Source organism: Pseudoalteromonas tunicata, from assembly GCF_002310815.1.
In the GTDB taxonomy this organism is placed as follows: domain Bacteria; phylum Pseudomonadota; class Gammaproteobacteria; order Enterobacterales; family Alteromonadaceae; genus Pseudoalteromonas; species Pseudoalteromonas tunicata.
Genome location: NZ_CP011032.1, coordinates 3,631,133 through 3,649,360, shown reverse-complemented (window position 1 = coordinate 3,649,360; position 18,228 = coordinate 3,631,133). Strand labels below are relative to the sequence as shown.

Below are 18,228 nucleotides of genomic sequence, written 5' to 3'. Positions count from 1 at the left end.
GTGAAAGACTTACTTAAGTTTCTGAAGCAGCAAAATAAGACCGAAGAGTTCGATGCGATTCGAATTGGTCTTGCTTCGCCAGATATGGTTCGTTCATGGTCATACGGTGAAGTAAAGAAACCTGAGACAATCAACTACCGTACATTCAAGCCTGAGCGTGACGGCTTATTCTGTGCCCGCATTTTCGGCCCAGTAAAAGATTACGAATGTTTATGTGGCAAGTACAAACGCCTTAAGCATCGTGGTGTGATTTGTGAAAAATGTGGTGTTGAAGTTACGCTAACTAAAGTGCGTCGTGACCGTATGGGTCATATCGAATTGGCAAGCCCAGTTGCGCATATTTGGTTCCTTAAATCATTACCGTCTCGTATTGGTTTAATGCTTGATATGACTTTGCGTGATATCGAACGTGTACTTTATTTCGAATCTTTTGTTGTTACCGAACCAGGTATGACAACATTAGAGCGTGGTCAACTTCTTAATGAAGAAGAGTACCTCGATGCACTTGAAGAGCATGGTGATGAGTTTGAAGCTAAAATGGGTGCAGAAGCAGTATTAGACTTGCTAGCTGACTTAGATTTAGCACAACTAATTGCAGAAATGCGTGAAGAGTTACCAACAATTAACTCTGAAACCAAGCGTAAGAAAATTACTAAGCGTTTAAAATTAATGGAATCTTTCCACCAATCAGGCAATAACCCTGAGTGGATGATTATGACTGTACTTCCGGTATTACCACCAGATTTACGTCCATTAGTACCATTAGACGGCGGCCGTTTCGCGACTTCAGATCTAAATGATCTTTACCGTCGTGTAATTAACCGTAATAACCGTCTTAAGCGTTTATTAGATTTAGCGGCACCAGACATTATCGTACGTAACGAAAAGCGTATGTTACAAGAAGCGGTTGATGCGCTACTTGATAATGGTCGTCGTGGTCGCGCGATTACAGGTTCAAACAAACGTCCTCTTAAATCACTTGCCGATATGATTAAAGGTAAGCAAGGTCGTTTCCGTCAGAACTTACTTGGTAAACGTGTAGATTATTCAGGTCGTTCGGTAATCACTGTAGGTCCAACACTTAAATTGCATCAGTGTGGTCTTCCTAAGAAGATGGCACTTGAGTTATTTAAACCATTTATCTATGGCAAGTTAGAATTACGTGGCATGGCTACGACAATTAAAGCCGCTAAGAAAATGGTTGAGCGTGAAGTACCTGAAGTATGGGATATCTTAGATGAAGTTATCCGTGAACATCCAGTACTTCTTAACCGTGCTCCAACACTTCACCGTTTGGGTATCCAAGCGTTCGAACCAGTACTAATCGAAGGTAAAGCAATTCACCTTCACCCATTAGTATGTGCGGCATATAATGCCGACTTCGACGGTGACCAAATGGCGGTACACGTACCGTTAACGTTAGAAGCACAGCTTGAAGCTCGCGCTCTTATGATGTCGACCAATAACATCCTATCACCTGCAAATGGTGAGCCGATTATTGTTCCGTCACAAGACGTTGTTTTAGGTCTATATTACATGACTCGCGACTGTGTAAACGGTTTAGGCGAAGGCGCTGTATTTAAAGATCCTAAAGAAGCTGAAAAAGCATACAGAACAAATAATGCTGCTTTACATGCAAAAGTAAAAGTACGTATTACAGAAACGATTAAAGATGTAGATGGTAATGTTGAAGATCGTATCTCAATTTATGATACGACAGTCGGCCGTGCTATTTTATCGTTGATTTTACCAAAAGGTATGCCGTTTGAATTAATCAACCGCGCCATGGGTAAAAAGCAAATTTCTGGCTTATTAAATGAGTGTTACCGTCGTCTAGGTCTTAAAGATACAGTTATCTTTGCTGACCAAGTGATGTATACCGGTTTCCATTATGCGATGAAGTCGGGTGTATCAATCGGTATTAACGATTTGGTTATCCCACCAGTGAAAGCTGAAATCATCAAAGCAGCAGAAGATGAAGTATCAGAAATCAACCAACAATTCCAATCAGGTCTTGTTACGGCTGGTGAAAAATACAATAAAGTCATCGATATCTGGTCACGTGTAAATGAAAACTTATCACGTGCGATGATGGAAAACTTATCGAAAGATACAGTGATTAACGCCAAAGGCGAAGAAGAGTTACAAGATTCATTTAACTCAGTATTCATGATGGCCGACTCAGGCGCACGTGGTAGTGCGGCTCAGATCCGTCAGCTAGCCGGTATGCGTGGTCTAATGGCACGTCCAGATGGTTCAATCATCGAGACACCAATCACAGCTAACTTCCGTGAAGGTCTAAGTGTACTTCAGTACTTCATCTCAACGCATGGTGCGCGTAAAGGTCTTGCCGATACAGCACTTAAAACAGCTAACTCGGGTTACTTAACTCGTCGTTTAGTTGACGTTGCACAAGATTTAGTTATCAATGAAGACGATTGTGGCACTGAAGATGGCTTAACAATGAAACCACTAATTGAAGGTGGTGATGTTGTTGAACCACTACGCGAGCGTGTATTAGGCCGTGTGGTTGCAGAAGATATTTTAAAACCAGGTACTAATGAAGTACTTGTTGAGCGTAACGTGATGCTTAACGAAAAACTGTGTGATCTGTTAGAAGATAACTCAGTTGACGAAGTACGTGTACGTTCAGTTATCACATGTGATAACGACTTTGGTGTATGTGCTAACTGTTACGGTCGTGACCTTGCACGTGGTCACTTAATTAACGCGGGTGAATCAGTAGGTGTTATCGCAGCTCAATCAATCGGTGAGCCAGGTACACAGCTTACGATGCGTACATTCCACATCGGTGGTGCGGCATCTCGAGCGTCTGCAGAAAACAGCGTACAAGTTAAGAACCCTGGTACATTAAAGCTTCACAATGCGAAATACGTATTAAATTCTGATGGCAAAATTGTTATCACTTCACGTTCTACAGAGATCACTATTATTGATGATCACGGTCGTGAAAAAGAGCGTTATAAAGTACCTTACGGTGCCGTATTATCAGTACAAGATGGCGCATCAGTTGCGGGTAGCGATGTTGTAGCAACATGGGATCCGCATAGTCACCCAATCGTGGTTGAGCGTGTTTCTAAAGTTACGTTCAGCGATATTGATGACTCAAATACTGAAGCACAAACGGATGAGCTGACAGGCTTAACTCGTGTGGTTGTAAAAGACCTATCTAAAGTTAATGCTAAAGAGCCTAAGTTAATCATCGAAAGTGAAGAAACAGGTTTACAAGAAACTCGCTTACCATCGTTTACGACAATTGAAGTAACTGATGGTGCAACGGTAAATGCCGGTGACGTGTTAGCTCGTATTCCACAAGAAGGTTCAAAAACTCGCGATATCACGGGTGGTCTACCACGCGTAGCCGACCTATTCGAAGCGCGTCGTCCAAAAGAGCCAGCTATTCTTGCGGAAATTACAGGTGCCATTAGTTTCGGTAAAGAAACTAAAGGTAAAAAACGCCTAGTAATTACACCTGCTGAAGGTGAAGCATACGAAGAGATGATCCCGAAATGGCGTACTCTTAACGTGTTTGAGGGTGAACAAGTGTCTAAAGGTGAGGTTATCGCCGATGGTCCTGAGTCACCACACGACATCCTACGTCTTCGTGGCGTAACCGATGTTGCAAACTACATCGTTAACGAAGTACAAGATGTTTATCGTTTACAAGGCGTAAAAATCAATGATAAGCACATCGAAACGATTATTCGTCAGATGTTACGTAAATGTTTAATCATTGATGGTGGTCATAGTGAGTTCCTTGCGGGTGAACAAGTTGAGGTTGCACGTGTTAACATTGCAAACCGCCGCTTAGAAACCGAAGGCAAAATCCCAGCTAAATTTGAAATTCAGCTAATGGGTATCACTAAGGCATCACTTGCAACAGAATCTTTCATTTCTGCTGCATCATTCCAGGAAACAACTCGAGTCCTGACTGACGCTGCTGTAAATGGTAAGAGCGATGAGCTACGAGGCTTGAAAGAAAACGTAATCGTGGGTCGTTTGATCCCAGCCGGTACCGGTTTTGCGTATCATCAAGAGCGTATCAAGCGTCGTAAACTGCGTGATAATGCTTCAAATGTTGAAGAGCAAACAGTTAGTGCAGAAGAGGCAACTCAAGCATTAACTGACGCATTAAACGCAGACCTATCTGGTAACAACTAAGCATCTTAATTTACATTAAGGTCACATATAGCAGTTAAATACTGCTATATGTGTTGTTATGGTTGACAGGTCAAACTTTGCTCATTAAAATTCCGCCACCCTATATTTCGCTAATGAAATTTAGGGCGGATTTTTTTTTCAGTAGATTTTAATTAACTAGGAGCTATTTAATGGCAACTATCAACCAGCTAGTGCGCAAGCCACGTCGCAGTAAGGTTGTAAAAAGCAACTCTGCCGCGCTAAAAGCTTGTCCGCAAAAGCGTGGAGTATGTACTCGTGTATATACAACTACACCAAAGAAACCAAACTCAGCTTTACGTAAAGTAGCGCGTGTTCGTTTAACAAATGGTTTCGAAGTAACATCATATATCGGCGGTGAAGGCCATAACCTTCAAGAGCATAGCGTTATCTTAATCCGTGGTGGTCGTGTTAAAGACTTACCAGGTGTACGCTTCCACACTATCCGCGGCGCATTAGACTGTGCTGGCGTAAGTGCTCGTCGCCAAGCTCGTTCTAAATACGGTGCTAAACGTCCTAAGAACTAATGATTTCCGTTAGTAAGGCCAAGCACTTAAAGTTGTAAATAATTGTTTTGGGAGTCGCTCAAAAAAGCGAACCTGAAGAAACCGGAGATTCAAAATGCCTAGAAGACGCGTTATAGGTCAACGTAAAATTCTTCCTGATCCTAAGTTCGGATCAGAACTTCTTGCTAAATTCGTTAACGTTTTAATGTTAGACGGCAAGAAATCAACTGCTGAAAAAATCGTATATGGTGCGCTAGACGTGGCTGCTGAGAAATCAGGCAAGTCGCACCTAGAAATCTTTGAAGCTGCTCTTGATAATGTACGCCCAACGGTAGAAGTTAAATCTCGCCGTGTTGGTGGTTCTACATACCAAGTACCAGTTGAAGTTCGTCCAGTTCGTCGTAATGCTTTAGGCATGCGTTGGATCGTAGATGCTGCGCGTAAGCGTGGTGAGAAATCTATGGGTCTTCGTCTTGCTCAAGAAATGCTTGATGCGTCGGACAACAAAGGCACTGCGGTTAAGAAACGTGAAGACGTTCACCGTATGGCTGAAGCGAATAAAGCATTCGCTCACTACCGTTGGTAATCTGCCTTTAGTCTTTAAGAGGGTATTATGGCACGTATAACTCCAATTGAGCGTTACCGTAATATTGGTATTTGCGCCCACGTTGACGCGGGTAAAACAACTACCACTGAACGTGTACTTTTTTATACTGGTCTTTCTCATAAGATCGGTGAAGTACACAACGGTACTGCGACAATGGACTGGATGGAGCAGGAACAAGAGCGTGGTATCACGATCACTTCTGCTGCAACCACGTGTTTCTGGAAAGGGATGAACGGTCAATATCCGGATCATCGTATCAATATTATTGATACTCCAGGACACGTAGACTTTACAATTGAAGTAGAGCGTTCATTGCGTGTGCTTGATGGTGCTGTCGTTGTTTTGTGTGCTTCATCTGGTGTCCAGCCGCAAACCGAAACGGTTTGGCGTCAAGCTGACAAATACGAAGTTCCTCGAATGATCTTCGTAAACAAGATGGACCGCGCAGGTGCCGACTTCTTCATGGTTGTTGAGCAGATAAAATCTCGCCTAGGGGCTAACCCTGTGCCAATTCAAATTGCAATTGGCGCAGAGGAAGACTTCAAAGGGGTAGTCGATCTAATTAAGATGAAGGCCATAAACTGGAACCCAGAGGACCAGGGCATGACCTTCACTTATGAAGATATTCCAGAAGAACTTCAGGATTTAGCTGAGGAGTGGCGCTCTCATTTAGTTGAAAGTGCTGCCGAAGCAACCGAAGAGCTGATGGATAAATACCTCGAAGGTGAAGAATTAAGCGAAGAAGAAATCAAGTTAGCTATCCGTAAGCGTACGCTTGCTGGAGAGATAGTGCCAATGACTTGTGGTTCTGCATTCAAAAATAAAGGTGTTCAAGCAGTATTAGATGCGGTTATTGATTATATGCCGTCGCCAACTGAGGTAAAAGAAATTCAAGGTATCCTTGAAGATGATGTTACCGAGGCAGTTCGACCGGCACAAGATGATGCACCTTTTTCTGCTCTTGCCTTTAAAATTGCAACAGATCCATTTGTAGGTACATTGACTTTCTTCCGAGTGTATTCGGGCGTAGTAAATCAAGGTGATGCCGTTTATAACCCTATCAAGGGTAAACGTGAGCGCCTAGGTCGAATCGTTCAAATGCATGCCAATGCACGTGAAGAAATCAAAGAAGTTCGCGCTGGTGACATCGCGGCTGCTATCGGTCTTAAAGACGTGACCACAGGTGATACTCTTTGTTCACCGGATGCCATTATTACATTAGAGCGCATGGATTTTCCTGAGCCAGTAATTTCGGTAGCTGTAGAACCAAGAACAATTGCAGACCAAGAAAAAATGGCTATTGCGCTAGGTAAACTAGCAGCAGAAGATCCATCATTCAAGGTTAGCACTGATCCAGAATCGGGTCAGACTATCATCTCTGGTATGGGGGAACTTCATTTAGATATCATTGTTGATCGAATGAAACGTGAGTTCAGCGTCTCGTGCAATGTAGGTAAACCTCAGGTATCTTACCGTGAGACTATCCGTGGCACTGTAGAAGTTGAAGGCAAGTTTATTCGTCAATCTGGTGGTAGAGGTCAGTTTGGTCATGTATGGCTAAAAATTGAACCGCTTGCAATCGAAGATGATGAAGCCCCAACTTACGAGTTTGTTAATGCAGTCGTAGGTGGCGTTATACCAAAAGAATATATACCGGCGGTAGATAAAGGTATTCAAGAGCAAATGCGCAATGGCGTATTGGCTGGGTTCCCTTTGTTGGGTGTCAAAGTGACGCTATTTGATGGTTCATTCCATGATGTAGATTCAAATGAATTGGCATTCAAAATCGCAGGTTCTATGGGCTTTAGGAAGGGTGCGCTTGACGCAAGCCCTGTATTACTTGAGCCAATAATGAAAGTTGAAGTAATCACACCTGAAGACAACATGGGTGATGTTGTAGGTGACTTAAATCGTCGCCGAGGTTTAATCGAAGGTATGGAAAATGCGCCAGGCGGATTGAGACAAATCAATGCACTTGTGCCATTATCTGAGATGTTTGGTTATGCAACTGATCTCCGCTCTGCAACACAAGGTCGTGCTTCATACGCTATGGAATTTATAAAATATAGCGAAGCTGCCAAAAATGTCGCAGATGCAATAATTACAGCTCGCGCTGTTAAGCAATTTTAGTTCGGTCCGATCTGTTTGGATCGGACTTTAATTTCTTTATAGGAATTTTTAAAAATGGCAAAAGAAAAGTTTCAACGTACAAAACCGCACGTAAACGTAGGTACAATCGGCCACGTTGACCACGGTAAAACAACTCTAACTGCAGCAATCACAAACGTATTAGCGAAGCATTACGGTGGTCAAGCAAAAGATTTCGCCTCAATCGATAACGCTCCAGAAGAGCGCGAGCGCGGTATCACAATCAATACATCACACGTTGAGTATGATACACCATCACGTCACTACGCACACGTAGACTGCCCAGGCCATGCTGACTATGTTAAAAACATGATCACTGGTGCTGCACAAATGGACGGCGCTATCCTAGTTGTAGCTGCAACAGATGGTCCAATGCCACAAACACGTGAGCACATCCTTTTATCTCGCCAAGTAGGCGTACCTTACATCATCGTATTCATGAACAAATGTGACATGGTTGATGATGAAGAGTTACTAGAATTAGTAGAGATGGAAGTACGTGAATTATTGTCTGAGTATGATTTCCCAGGTGATGATTTACCACTAATCCAAGGTTCTGCATTAAGAGCGTTAGAAGGCGATGCGGCATGGGAAGAGAAAATTCTTGAGTTGGCAGCAGCTTTAGATTCTTACATTCCAGAGCCAGAGCGTGCAATTGATAAGCCATTCATCATGCCTATCGAAGACGTATTCTCAATCCAAGGCCGTGGTACAGTAGTAACAGGTCGTGTAGAAGCGGGTATCGTAAACGTAGGTAACGAAGTAGCAATCATCGGTATCAAAGATACAGTAATTACTACTTGTACTGGTGTAGAAATGTTCCGTAAATTACTAGACGAAGGTCGTGCTGGTGAGAACATTGGTGCATTGTTACGTGGAACTAAACGTGAAGACGTAGAACGTGGTCAAGTATTAGCAAAACCAGGTTCAATCACGCCACACACAAAATTCGTATCAGAAGTATACGTATTAAGCAAAAACGAAGGTGGTCGTCATACACCATTCTTCAAAGGTTACCGTCCACAGTTCTACTTCCGTACAACAGACGTAACAGGTAATGTAGAGTTACCAGAAGGCGTAGAAATGGTAATGCCAGGCGACAACATCAAGATGACAGTAGAGTTAATCTGCCCAATCGCGATGAACGAAGGCTTACGTTTCGCAATCCGTGAGGGTGGCCGTACAGTAGGTGCTGGTGTAGTAGCACAAATCATCGAGTAATAGTTAGTCAGCTAACGAATTACGATAGAAGGTCGCGCAAGCGGCCTTTTTTTATTGTGTTTTTAGATGTTCCAGATTTATTTGCTCAATTAGTAGCGATTTTGGTCGCTTTACAATTTAATTAGCATGTAAAACATTGGCTATTCATAGGTAAAAAATTCAGTAAGCAGCAATAAATACTACTGAATTCTTCATTTAAGTTTGTTTTTTAGCCTTTTCGATTGAATTTAGACCTAAAACGATCTTTTTTACATTTTATTTGAAATAAAGCTTGATCAAAAAAAGGATCTCCCTATAATGCGACCCCACTGACACGGCAGCACACCACACCTAGCGGGGTATGAGGGTTGAGTCAGAGAGTTAAGTAAAACTTAGTTTGCTTCGAAAGAATTTAAAATTAAGTCTTGACTTGAAAAGTGAAGCGTTTATTATAGCGCTCCACTTCGCAGCAAGCTCTTAGAGTTGGCGCTGCAACGTTCTTTAACAATTTAAGCAATCATCTGTGTGGGCACTCGTACAGGTTGAGTTCTAACAGCTTAGTTCGAAACTTCGGTTTTGAATGAAGCAAAAAATTTAGAGTCTCAATAATGAATGAGTGGCTATACAGTCAATTTGATTTCACTTTCTTTTTTTATTAAGGGTTGTGAAAACGAAAATCAGAATTCATTGAGCAGTCGAAAGACTAAAAACTTTTAATTGAAGAGTTTGATCATGGCTCAGATTGAACGCTGGCGGCAGGCCTAACACATGCAAGTCGAGCGGTAGCACAGAGAAACTTGTTTCTTGGGTGACGAGCGGCGGACGGGTGAGTAATGCTTGGGAACATGCCTTTAGGTGGGGGACAACAGTTGGAAACGACTGCTAATACCGCATGATGTCTACGGACCAAAGTGGGGGACCTTCGGGCCTCACGCCTAAAGATTGGCCCAAGTGGGATTAGCTAGTTGGTGAGGTAATGGCTCACCAAGGCAACGATCTCTAGCTGGTTTGAGAGGATGATCAGCCACACTGGAACTGAGACACGGTCCAGACTCCTACGGGAGGCAGCAGTGGGGAATATTGCACAATGGGCGAAAGCCTGATGCAGCCATGCCGCGTGTGTGAAGAAGGCCTTCGGGTTGTAAAGCACTTTCAGTCAGGAGGAAAGGTTACGTTTTAATAGAACGTAGCTGTGACGTTACTGACAGAAGAAGCACCGGCTAACTCCGTGCCAGCAGCCGCGGTAATACGGAGGGTGCGAGCGTTAATCGGAATTACTGGGCGTAAAGCGTACGCAGGCGGTTGATTAAGCGAGATGTGAAAGCCCCGGGCTCAACCTGGGAACTGCATTTCGAACTGGTCAACTAGAGTGTGATAGAGGGTGGTAGAATTTCAGGTGTAGCGGTGAAATGCGTAGAGATCTGAAGGAATACCGATGGCGAAGGCAGCCACCTGGGTCAACACTGACGCTCATGTACGAAAGCGTGGGGAGCAAACAGGATTAGATACCCTGGTAGTCCACGCCGTAAACGATGTCTACTAGAAGCTGGGGTCCTCGGACAACTTTTTCAAAGCTAACGCATTAAGTAGACCGCCTGGGGAGTACGGCCGCAAGGTTAAAACTCAAATGAATTGACGGGGGCCCGCACAAGCGGTGGAGCATGTGGTTTAATTCGATGCAACGCGAAGAACCTTACCTACACTTGACATCCAGAGAAATCGCTAGAGATAGCTTTGTGCCTTCGGGAACTCTGAGACAGGTGCTGCATGGCTGTCGTCAGCTCGTGTTGTGAGATGTTGGGTTAAGTCCCGCAACGAGCGCAACCCCTATCCTTAGTTGCCAGCGAGTAATGTCGGGAACTCTAAGGAGACTGCCGGTGATAAACCGGAGGAAGGTGGGGACGACGTCAAGTCATCATGGCCCTTACGTGTAGGGCTACACACGTGCTACAATGGCGAGTACAGAGGGCAGCAAGCTAGCGATAGTGAGCGAATCCCTTAAAGCTCGTCGTAGTCCGGATTGGAGTCTGCAACTCGACTCCATGAAGTCGGAATCGCTAGTAATCGCAAATCAGAATGTTGCGGTGAATACGTTCCCGGGCCTTGTACACACCGCCCGTCACACCATGGGAGTGGGTTGCACCAGAAGTAGCTAGCTTAACCTTCGGGAGGGCGGTTACCACGGTGTGATTCATGACTGGGGTGAAGTCGTAACAAGGTAGCCCTAGGGGAACCTGGGGCTTGATCACCTCCTTATCACGATTTAGAACTGATTTGTTCGCAGTGTCCACACAGATGATTGTTAGTTAAACGGCTTAGGCTGTTTAATTAATATTGCTCTTTAAAAATTTGGAAAGCTGATAGAAAAAATTCTTTGAATCGAAAGATTTGAAAGAGTTTTCAAAAGTAAAATTATGCCATTTGCATCGAAAGATGTGATTGGTGTCTACTTTAGTATTCAATATTTAACTTCTGGCGAAGTTTAAATCAGTCCTTTATGTATAACTCAAACTATTTTGGGTTGTATGGTTAAGTGACTAAGCGTACACGGTGGATGCCTTGGCAGTTGGAGGCGATGAAGGACGTATTAACTTGCGATAAGCCTAGTCAAGCTAGTAAAAGGCGCTTGAGACTAGGATTTCCGAATGGGGAAACCCAGTGAGTTTACTCACTATCATATAGTGAATACATAGCTATATGAGGCGAACGCGGAGAACTGAAACATCTAAGTACCCGTAGGAAAAGAAATCAACCGAGATTCCGGAAGTAGCGGCGAGCGAAACCGGAGCAGCCCTTAAGTTTATTTGTGATTAGTGGAATGTTCTGGAAAGGACAGCGGCACAGGGTGATAGCCCCGTACACGAAAATCTATAGTAAGTGAAATCGAGTAGGTCGGGACACGTGTTATCTTGACTGAATATGGGGGGACCATCCTCCAAGGCTAAATACTCCCAACTGACCGATAGTGAACCAGTACCGTGAGGGAAAGGCGAAAAGAACCCCTGTGAGGGGAGTGAAATAGAACCTGAAACCGTGTACGTACAAGCAGTAGGAGCACCTTCGTGGTGTGACTGCGTACCTTTTGTATAATGGGTCAGCGACTTATATTTTGTAGCGAGGTTAACCAATTAGGGGAGCCGTAGGGAAACCGAGTCTTAACTGGGCGTATAGTTGCAAGGTATAGACCCGAAACCCGGTGATCTAGCCATGGGCAGGTTGAAGGTTGAGTAACATCAACTGGAGGACCGAACCCACTAACGTTGAAAAGTTAGGGGATGACTTGTGGCTAGGAGTGAAAGGCTAATCAAACCGGGAGATAGCTGGTTCTCCCCGAAATCTATTTAGGTAGAGCCTCGGACGAATACTTACGGGGGTAGAGCACTGTTAAGGCTAGGGGGTCATCCCGACTTACCAACCCTTTGCAAACTCCGAATACCGTAAAGTACTATCCGGGAGACACACGGCGGGTGCTAACGTCCGTCGTGAAGAGGGAAACAACCCAGAGCGCCATCTAAGGTCCCAAAGTGTATGTTAAGTGGGAAACGATGTGGAAAGGCCCAGACAGCCAGGAGGTTGGCTTAGAAGCAGCCATCCTTTAAAGAAAGCGTAATAGCTCACTGGTCGAGTCGGTCTGCGCGGAAGATGTAACGGGGCTAAACATACCACCGAAGATGCGCCTGCGTACTTTGTATGCGGGGTAGGGGAGCGTTCTGTAAGCCGTTGAAGGTGATTCGAGAGGGTTGCTGGAGGTATCAGAAGTGCGAATGCTGACATAAGTAACGATAATGGGAGTGAAAAACTCCCACGCCGGAAGACCAAGGGTTCCTATCCCATGTTAATCAGGGTAGGGTGAGTCGACCCCTAAGGCGAGGCGGAAACGCGTAGTCGATGGGAAACGGGTTAATATTCCCGTACTCGGCATGAATGCGATGGGGAGACGGAGCAGGCTAGGCAGGCATGGCGTTGGTTGTCCATGTGAAAGTAAGTAGGTTGGAGACTTAGGTAAATCCGGGTTTCCTTAAGACTGAGATACGAGACGAGCTACTACGGTAGTGAAGTTGTTGATGCCATACTTCCAGGAAAATCCTCTAAGCTTCAGTTCATGAAGAATCGTACCCCAAACCGACACAGGTGGTCAGGTAGAGAATACTAAGGCGCTTGAGAGAACTCGGGTGAAGGAACTAGGCAAAATAGTACCGTAACTTCGGGAGAAGGTACGCTGCTGATGGTGAAGGGACTTGCTCCCGGAGCTATTGGCAGTCACAGTAACCAGGTGGCTGGAACTGTTTATTAAAAACACAGCACTGTGCAAAATCGCAAGATGACGTATACGGTGTGACGCCTGCCCGGTGCCGGAAGGTTAATTGATGGGGTTAGCGGCAACGCGAAGCTCTTGATCGAAGCCCCGGTAAACGGCGGCCGTAACTATAACGGTCCTAAGGTAGCGAAATTCCTTGTCGGGTAAGTTCCGACCTGCACGAATGGCGTAATCATGGCCACGCTGTCTCCACCCGAGACTCAGTGAAATTGAAATCGCAGTGAAGATGCTGTGTACCCGCGGCTAGACGGAAAGACCCCGTGAACCTTTACTATAGCTTGGCACTGAACATTGAACCTACATGTGTAGGATAGGTGGGAGACTTTGAAGCAGGAACGCTAGTTCTTGTGGAGTCGTCCTTGAAATACCACCCTTGTAGTTTTGATGTTCTAACGTAGGTCCCTAATCGGGATTGCGGACAGTGCCTGGTGGGTAGTTTGACTGGGGCGGTCTCCTCCTAAAGAGTAACGGAGGAGCACGAAGGTTTGCTAAGTACGGTCGGACATCGTACGGTTAGTGTAATGGTAGAAGCAAGCTTAACTGCGAGACGGACAAGTCGAGCAGGTACGAAAGTAGGTCATAGTGATCCGGTGGTTCTGAATGGAAGGGCCATCGCTCAACGGATAAAAGGTACTCCGGGGATAACAGGCTGATACCGCCCAAGAGTTCATATCGACGGCGGTGTTTGGCACCTCGATGTCGGCTCATCACATCCTGGGGCTGAAGTCGGTCCCAAGGGTATGGCTGTTCGCCATTTAAAGTGGTACGCGAGCTGGGTTTAGAACGTCGTGAGACAGTTCGGTCCCTATCTGCCGTGGGCGTTTGAGAATTGAGAGGGGTTGCTCCTAGTACGAGAGGACCGGAGTGAACGAACCGCTGGTGTTCGGGTTGTCATGCCAATGGCACTGCCCGGTAGCTACGTTCGGAATCGATAAGCGCTGAAAGCATCTAAGCGCGAAGCGAGCCTCGAGATGAGTTCTCACTAGAGCTATAAGCTCTCTGAAGGGCCGTTGGAGACTACAACGTTGATAGGTTGGGTGTGGAAGCGCTGTGAGGCGTTAAGCTAACCAATACTAATTACCCGTGAGGCTTAACCATACAACGCCAAAGTGGTTTGTATGAAGCACTGAAGAACAAGCAAGAAGTTAAATAGCACTGAAGTAGACGAATTTGAAATCAGCCTTCCGAATTTTAGTTAATTGCCAAGGCGATTAACGAACCAGATTTGCTTGGTGACAATAGCGTTTTGGACCCACCTGATCCCATTCCGAACTCAGTAGTGAAACGAAACAGCGCCGATGGTAGTGTGGGGTTACCCATGTGAGAGTAGGACATCGCCAGGTTCTAATTTAAAGAAGGCTCTGAGAAATCAGAGCCTTTTTGCTTTTTGGAAAAATGATTTTTAATCCAAAATTTAAAAATACACCTATCTATAATCCATCTACTCAAAGATTAAAACCAACTAATCCACTTCCTTGTACACATAGTATTTAATCTATGAGCTACATAAATTAGGTCGTTCCAAGCTATTGAAACATGTTTAAAATCGCTTCATAGTCTTGGAGATGCTTAGCAAAATAGGCACTGATGTGTAAGCCTTGGCTAAATTTGTGCTATCAAAGTTAGCCTAAGTGGAGAGGGGAGCAATTTTATCAATGGAGTCTTACCGAAGACTATTGTTTAGAGATATCGCCAGATTATGTTTATAGCAAAGGCGCTATCAAAAACCATTATAGCGTGATGTCCTTCTATTATGATTTTCGATATCTAGCTTAAATGTAGGCTTTATTTACAAAGGGGTAAATGAGAGCGTTGTTTTGTATTTGGACAAACTAAGCTAGATAAATAACCATATCTAAGCAATTACGGTTTGAAGGATTTCGATCTGCTTTCCACTTCATCCAAGTCATTCTTAAGGAGCTCGTATCAGATGAAAGTTTATACTGATGCAATTTAAGGAAATAATAGATAAATTATATCAGTAAAAAGCAATCGAATTGATAGCATGGAATGTTAAATAAGGAATGATCGAGCCTCACTGTGAGGCTCTAGGATTATATGTTTAAAGCAGAGGAATACTGATAAGCGAGCTAGTCTCAATTCCGCTTGCTGCAGTGATTTTAACTGTCAAAATGGTTTCTGTGCTTGGGGATGTTGCACCTAAGTCATTTTGAATTGCAAAACTCAATACTTGGCCACCAAATAAGCCATTATTTATCGCATCTTTGAAGCTGATATTCGCATTCAATTGCGCTTCACTAATAGCTCGGTTAGTCCCAATAGTATTTGCGACAGTAAAGCTACTTGTGCCTGAGATTGATCCTTTGCTCGAAGTTACTGCAACCGTGGTACCAATTGGCATGGTTTGTAATGCGGTATCGGCAAAATAAAGTTGGTACGTGCGAGTGGCGTTGCGAGCAATACTATTTATGGTGCCCGTAGCTGATTCACCGGCATAATTACTCAAAAGTGGATTTCGAACACTGGTCTCATAAAGCGAATAGAGGCTTTCAGATGACGCCATGATAAGCTTAATCGCTTTTCTGACGTTGATTGAATGGTTTACCGAAGATCCACAATTATTTGTACTGATGCACTGTGGACCATTAAATTTTCCATCTTGTATGCTGTAGTTATTGTCAGTGATATCCATCGCATTATTGCGATCAAAGTCTAAAAATAATTCACCGTTATCACGTACTAAATTTTCGTTATCATCTCGCCATGCTTCAGGCATATCAATAAAGCCAGACGGTAAGTACTCAGAGCGACCAAATCCACTTGAAACAAGAGCATTTACTTTGGCGGTACCGTCAGAATCATCAAATACGTTGTTACCATTGGTATCAAAAAATGTTTCGTGACCAATCGCTGTGGCCAAAATCGTAATACGATGGTTATAGACTTTAGGTTCAGCGCTGCGCCATGTTACTTGGCAGCTGCCATTATTGGTTTGACATGATGGGGTGATTAATCCGCCTTCAGTAGTGAAATTGATGGTAGTGCCATCGGGCACAGGGTTATTAAAACTATCTGCCAGCCAAACGCTAACAGGGACGCTGACGCCATTAATTGAATCAGCCTCTGGATTGAGGGTTTGCGCCGAAAGAGTAAAGCTGTTTTGGTCAGCAAGGCCAGTATTGACTGATAACAAGTCAGATTGGGTCTGAACTATTTCATCATTCTCTGTTTTAGCTGTAGCAGTTACTCTAACAGCGGTAGGCACATTTCCTGCTGTTACTTTGGTGCCAACTTCACCTCTAGAGTTGGTAAAAGCGGTTGCAGGAAACAGCGTTAAATTACCTAAGTCACTATCGAGACTAAATGTTACTTCTTGTTGAGCCAGCGGGTTACCTAAGCGACTTTTAACCAAAAAGGTTAAAGTTGATATTTCTTGTTTACCTTGTCCACCCGTTCCTTTTAATACAATAGATTCGGGCTCTGCAGCAATAAATTCAATTGCGCCAAGTGATTCAGCTTTTAAATTAATGTTTTGACTAAGGGTGATGGTTTCGCCATTACTATTTACACTGGCAATAATTTGGTCTTGGTTTCCTTGACTGCCGGCGCAGCTGATGTCTTCATAAGTTGCAGCGGCTTCACCGTTGATAGTTAATACTTGGGCATCGATGTTTGCTTTTTCATTATTTACACAACTTGAGCTAAATGAAATCGCAGTTGGAGTTTGAATGCGCTTTCCGCTTGCATCAATTAGGGCAATCTTAAGTCCAAGCGTGCCGCCAGCACTTAAATCAACACTTTGGTCTTCGTTTTTTGCCAAAGTGATACCAAGTTGATTGGCGACGAAGTTATTATTTTGATCAAAGTAGCCAGCTTGTACTTGCGGAGTATCAATGACATCTTTGCTTAAAATTTGGTAGTTAAAACTTTGATTGATACTACTGGTTTGATCGACATTTTGATAACTGATAGTCATTGAAGACGCACCAACCGCATTATCGCTAGCTGCTGCTAAATCAATAGATGTTATCCCTTGCTCATTCGTTAAGCCCGATGGTGCTGAAAGCGTGCCTAACTCGGCATTAAATTTAACAATTTCATTTTCGAGTGGTTCACCCTGTGCTGAAGTGAGCGTCACTTGTACTTTTACCGCTTCACCTTGGCGAAAACGGTTGTTAGCAATACCATCTTTAAGCATTGCGATATTCAGTTCAGGTAGTTGTGACCCGACGGTGTCGTTGTTAATAAATTCATAATCTTTATCAACGCTTACACCTTGCGCGGTTGCATTAAAGGTTGCGGCACCTACATTACTTAATTCACTGGTTAAAAATATTTGTGCAATACCTTGTTCGTCAGTGAGCTTTGAGCTTTGTGATAAATTTCCAAGTGGGGTGGAAAAATTTACCGCAGTATTCGCTACAACTTGATTGTTGCGGGTTAAGTTTGCTTTAACGCAGACAGTTTCTCCGGCCTTAAAGCTTGGAGCTGACACTGCTAAGCAATTTTCATCAAGGAGTGTTAAAGCGATACTGACTGGGGCGTTTGGATCTGGTGGCGTGATAACATCATTTTTACCAGATGACCCGTTACAGGCGGTTAATACACAAAGAGCTAATAAGCTTAAGCAATGTCGAGTGTCGATCATTTATATCCCTTAGTTGTGAATATACTCTTTTAAATATTGGAACAACTCACGATAAAATTTTCCTGGCTTGCCACTATCTTGTTCTTTTTTGGCTAAGCGTGCGAGTTGACGAAGTTTTTGTCTATCTAAATTAGCATATTGTAAAACTAACTCATCAATTTTTTTATCACCTAGTTCAATAACTTGGTCTCGAGTACGTTCTAACTTATGGAAAATGACGATTGATTCACTGCCTTTATCTAAAATAGAATTTAGAGCAGTTTTAATGTCTTCAAGATTCTCAGCTAAACGAACTTGTTTACCAACAAAGTTTAAATGGCGACGATACGCTTCGGTTTTATTATTGATTTTATCTGCAAGCACCAGCGCTTCTTTTAAATCTTCATTTAAAGGGAGTTTTTCGCGTTGCTTTTTATTTAAAGCACAAATTTTTCCTGCTAATTCGTGTGCTTCATGAGCCTCACGTTTTAACTCACTTTTTGAGATAAAAATAATATCTTCATCAATTACTTTGTTGGCATTTTTTTTGGGCATAAATCCGAGCTCGCTTGCTGGTAAATATTCAATTGGAATAAAAAGATTATATCAACTGCTTGGGTTTATTTCTCATAGATAGACGGCTTTATTACGTTAAAACATT

Annotated in this window: 7 protein-coding genes and 3 rRNA genes; 8 read left to right on the top strand and 2 right to left on the bottom strand. The window is 43.6% G+C overall.

Annotated elements, in window-relative coordinates; all coding sequences use genetic code 11:
* From rpoC to rrf, 8 genes are all read left to right on the top strand, one after another.
* Positions 1-4,182, top strand: a complete 4,182-nt coding sequence (rpoC, locus tag PTUN_RS16510) for a DNA-directed RNA polymerase subunit beta' (protein WP_009840793.1) — start codon at positions 1-3, stop codon at positions 4,180-4,182.
* 170 nt (positions 4,183-4,352) lie between these two features.
* Positions 4,353-4,727, top strand: coding sequence for a 30S ribosomal protein S12 (gene rpsL, locus PTUN_RS16505; RefSeq protein ID WP_009840794.1), 375 nt, complete (start codon positions 4,353-4,355; stop codon positions 4,725-4,727).
* 94 nt (positions 4,728-4,821) lie between these two features.
* Complete coding sequence (rpsG, locus tag PTUN_RS16500) at positions 4,822-5,292, top strand: 30S ribosomal protein S7 (RefSeq protein WP_009840795.1); 471 nt, start codon at positions 4,822-4,824, stop codon at positions 5,290-5,292.
* A 27-nt stretch (positions 5,293-5,319) separates the two neighbouring features.
* The gene (gene fusA / locus PTUN_RS16495; protein ID WP_009840796.1) at positions 5,320-7,443 is read left to right on the top strand and encodes an elongation factor G; all 2,124 of its coding nucleotides are present in this window, start codon (positions 5,320-5,322) and stop codon (positions 7,441-7,443) included.
* A gap of 54 nt (positions 7,444-7,497) precedes the next feature.
* Positions 7,498-8,682 carry an elongation factor Tu gene (gene tuf / locus PTUN_RS16490; protein WP_009840797.1) on the top strand — a complete coding sequence of 395 codons (1,185 nt, stop codon included), beginning with the start codon at positions 7,498-7,500 and terminating at the stop codon, positions 8,680-8,682.
* Between the two features lie 693 nt (positions 8,683-9,375).
* A 16S ribosomal RNA gene (locus tag PTUN_RS16485) occupies positions 9,376-10,917 on the top strand.
* A 271-nt stretch (positions 10,918-11,188) separates the two neighbouring features.
* Positions 11,189-14,077 (top strand): 23S ribosomal RNA (locus PTUN_RS16480).
* Positions 14,078-14,207: 130 nt separating this feature from the next.
* Positions 14,208-14,322 (top strand): 5S ribosomal RNA (gene rrf, locus PTUN_RS16475).
* The 16S, 23S and 5S rRNA genes sit together here, the layout of an rRNA operon.
* Positions 14,323-15,041: 719 nt before the next feature.
* On the opposite strand, the gene PTUN_RS16470 is transcribed toward rrf, so the two are convergent.
* Together PTUN_RS16470 and yjgA are read right to left on the bottom strand one after the other, a co-directional pair.
* Positions 15,042-17,588: a hypothetical protein gene (locus PTUN_RS16470; RefSeq protein ID WP_009840699.1), complete on the bottom strand. Its 2,547-nt coding sequence runs from the start codon at positions 17,586-17,588 to the stop codon at positions 15,042-15,044.
* Positions 17,589-17,597: 9 nt separating this feature from the next.
* The gene (yjgA, locus tag PTUN_RS16465; protein ID WP_009840698.1) at positions 17,598-18,122 is read right to left on the bottom strand and encodes a ribosome biogenesis factor YjgA; all 525 of its coding nucleotides are present in this window, start codon (positions 18,120-18,122) and stop codon (positions 17,598-17,600) included.
* Positions 18,123-18,228: the final 106 nt, after the last annotated feature.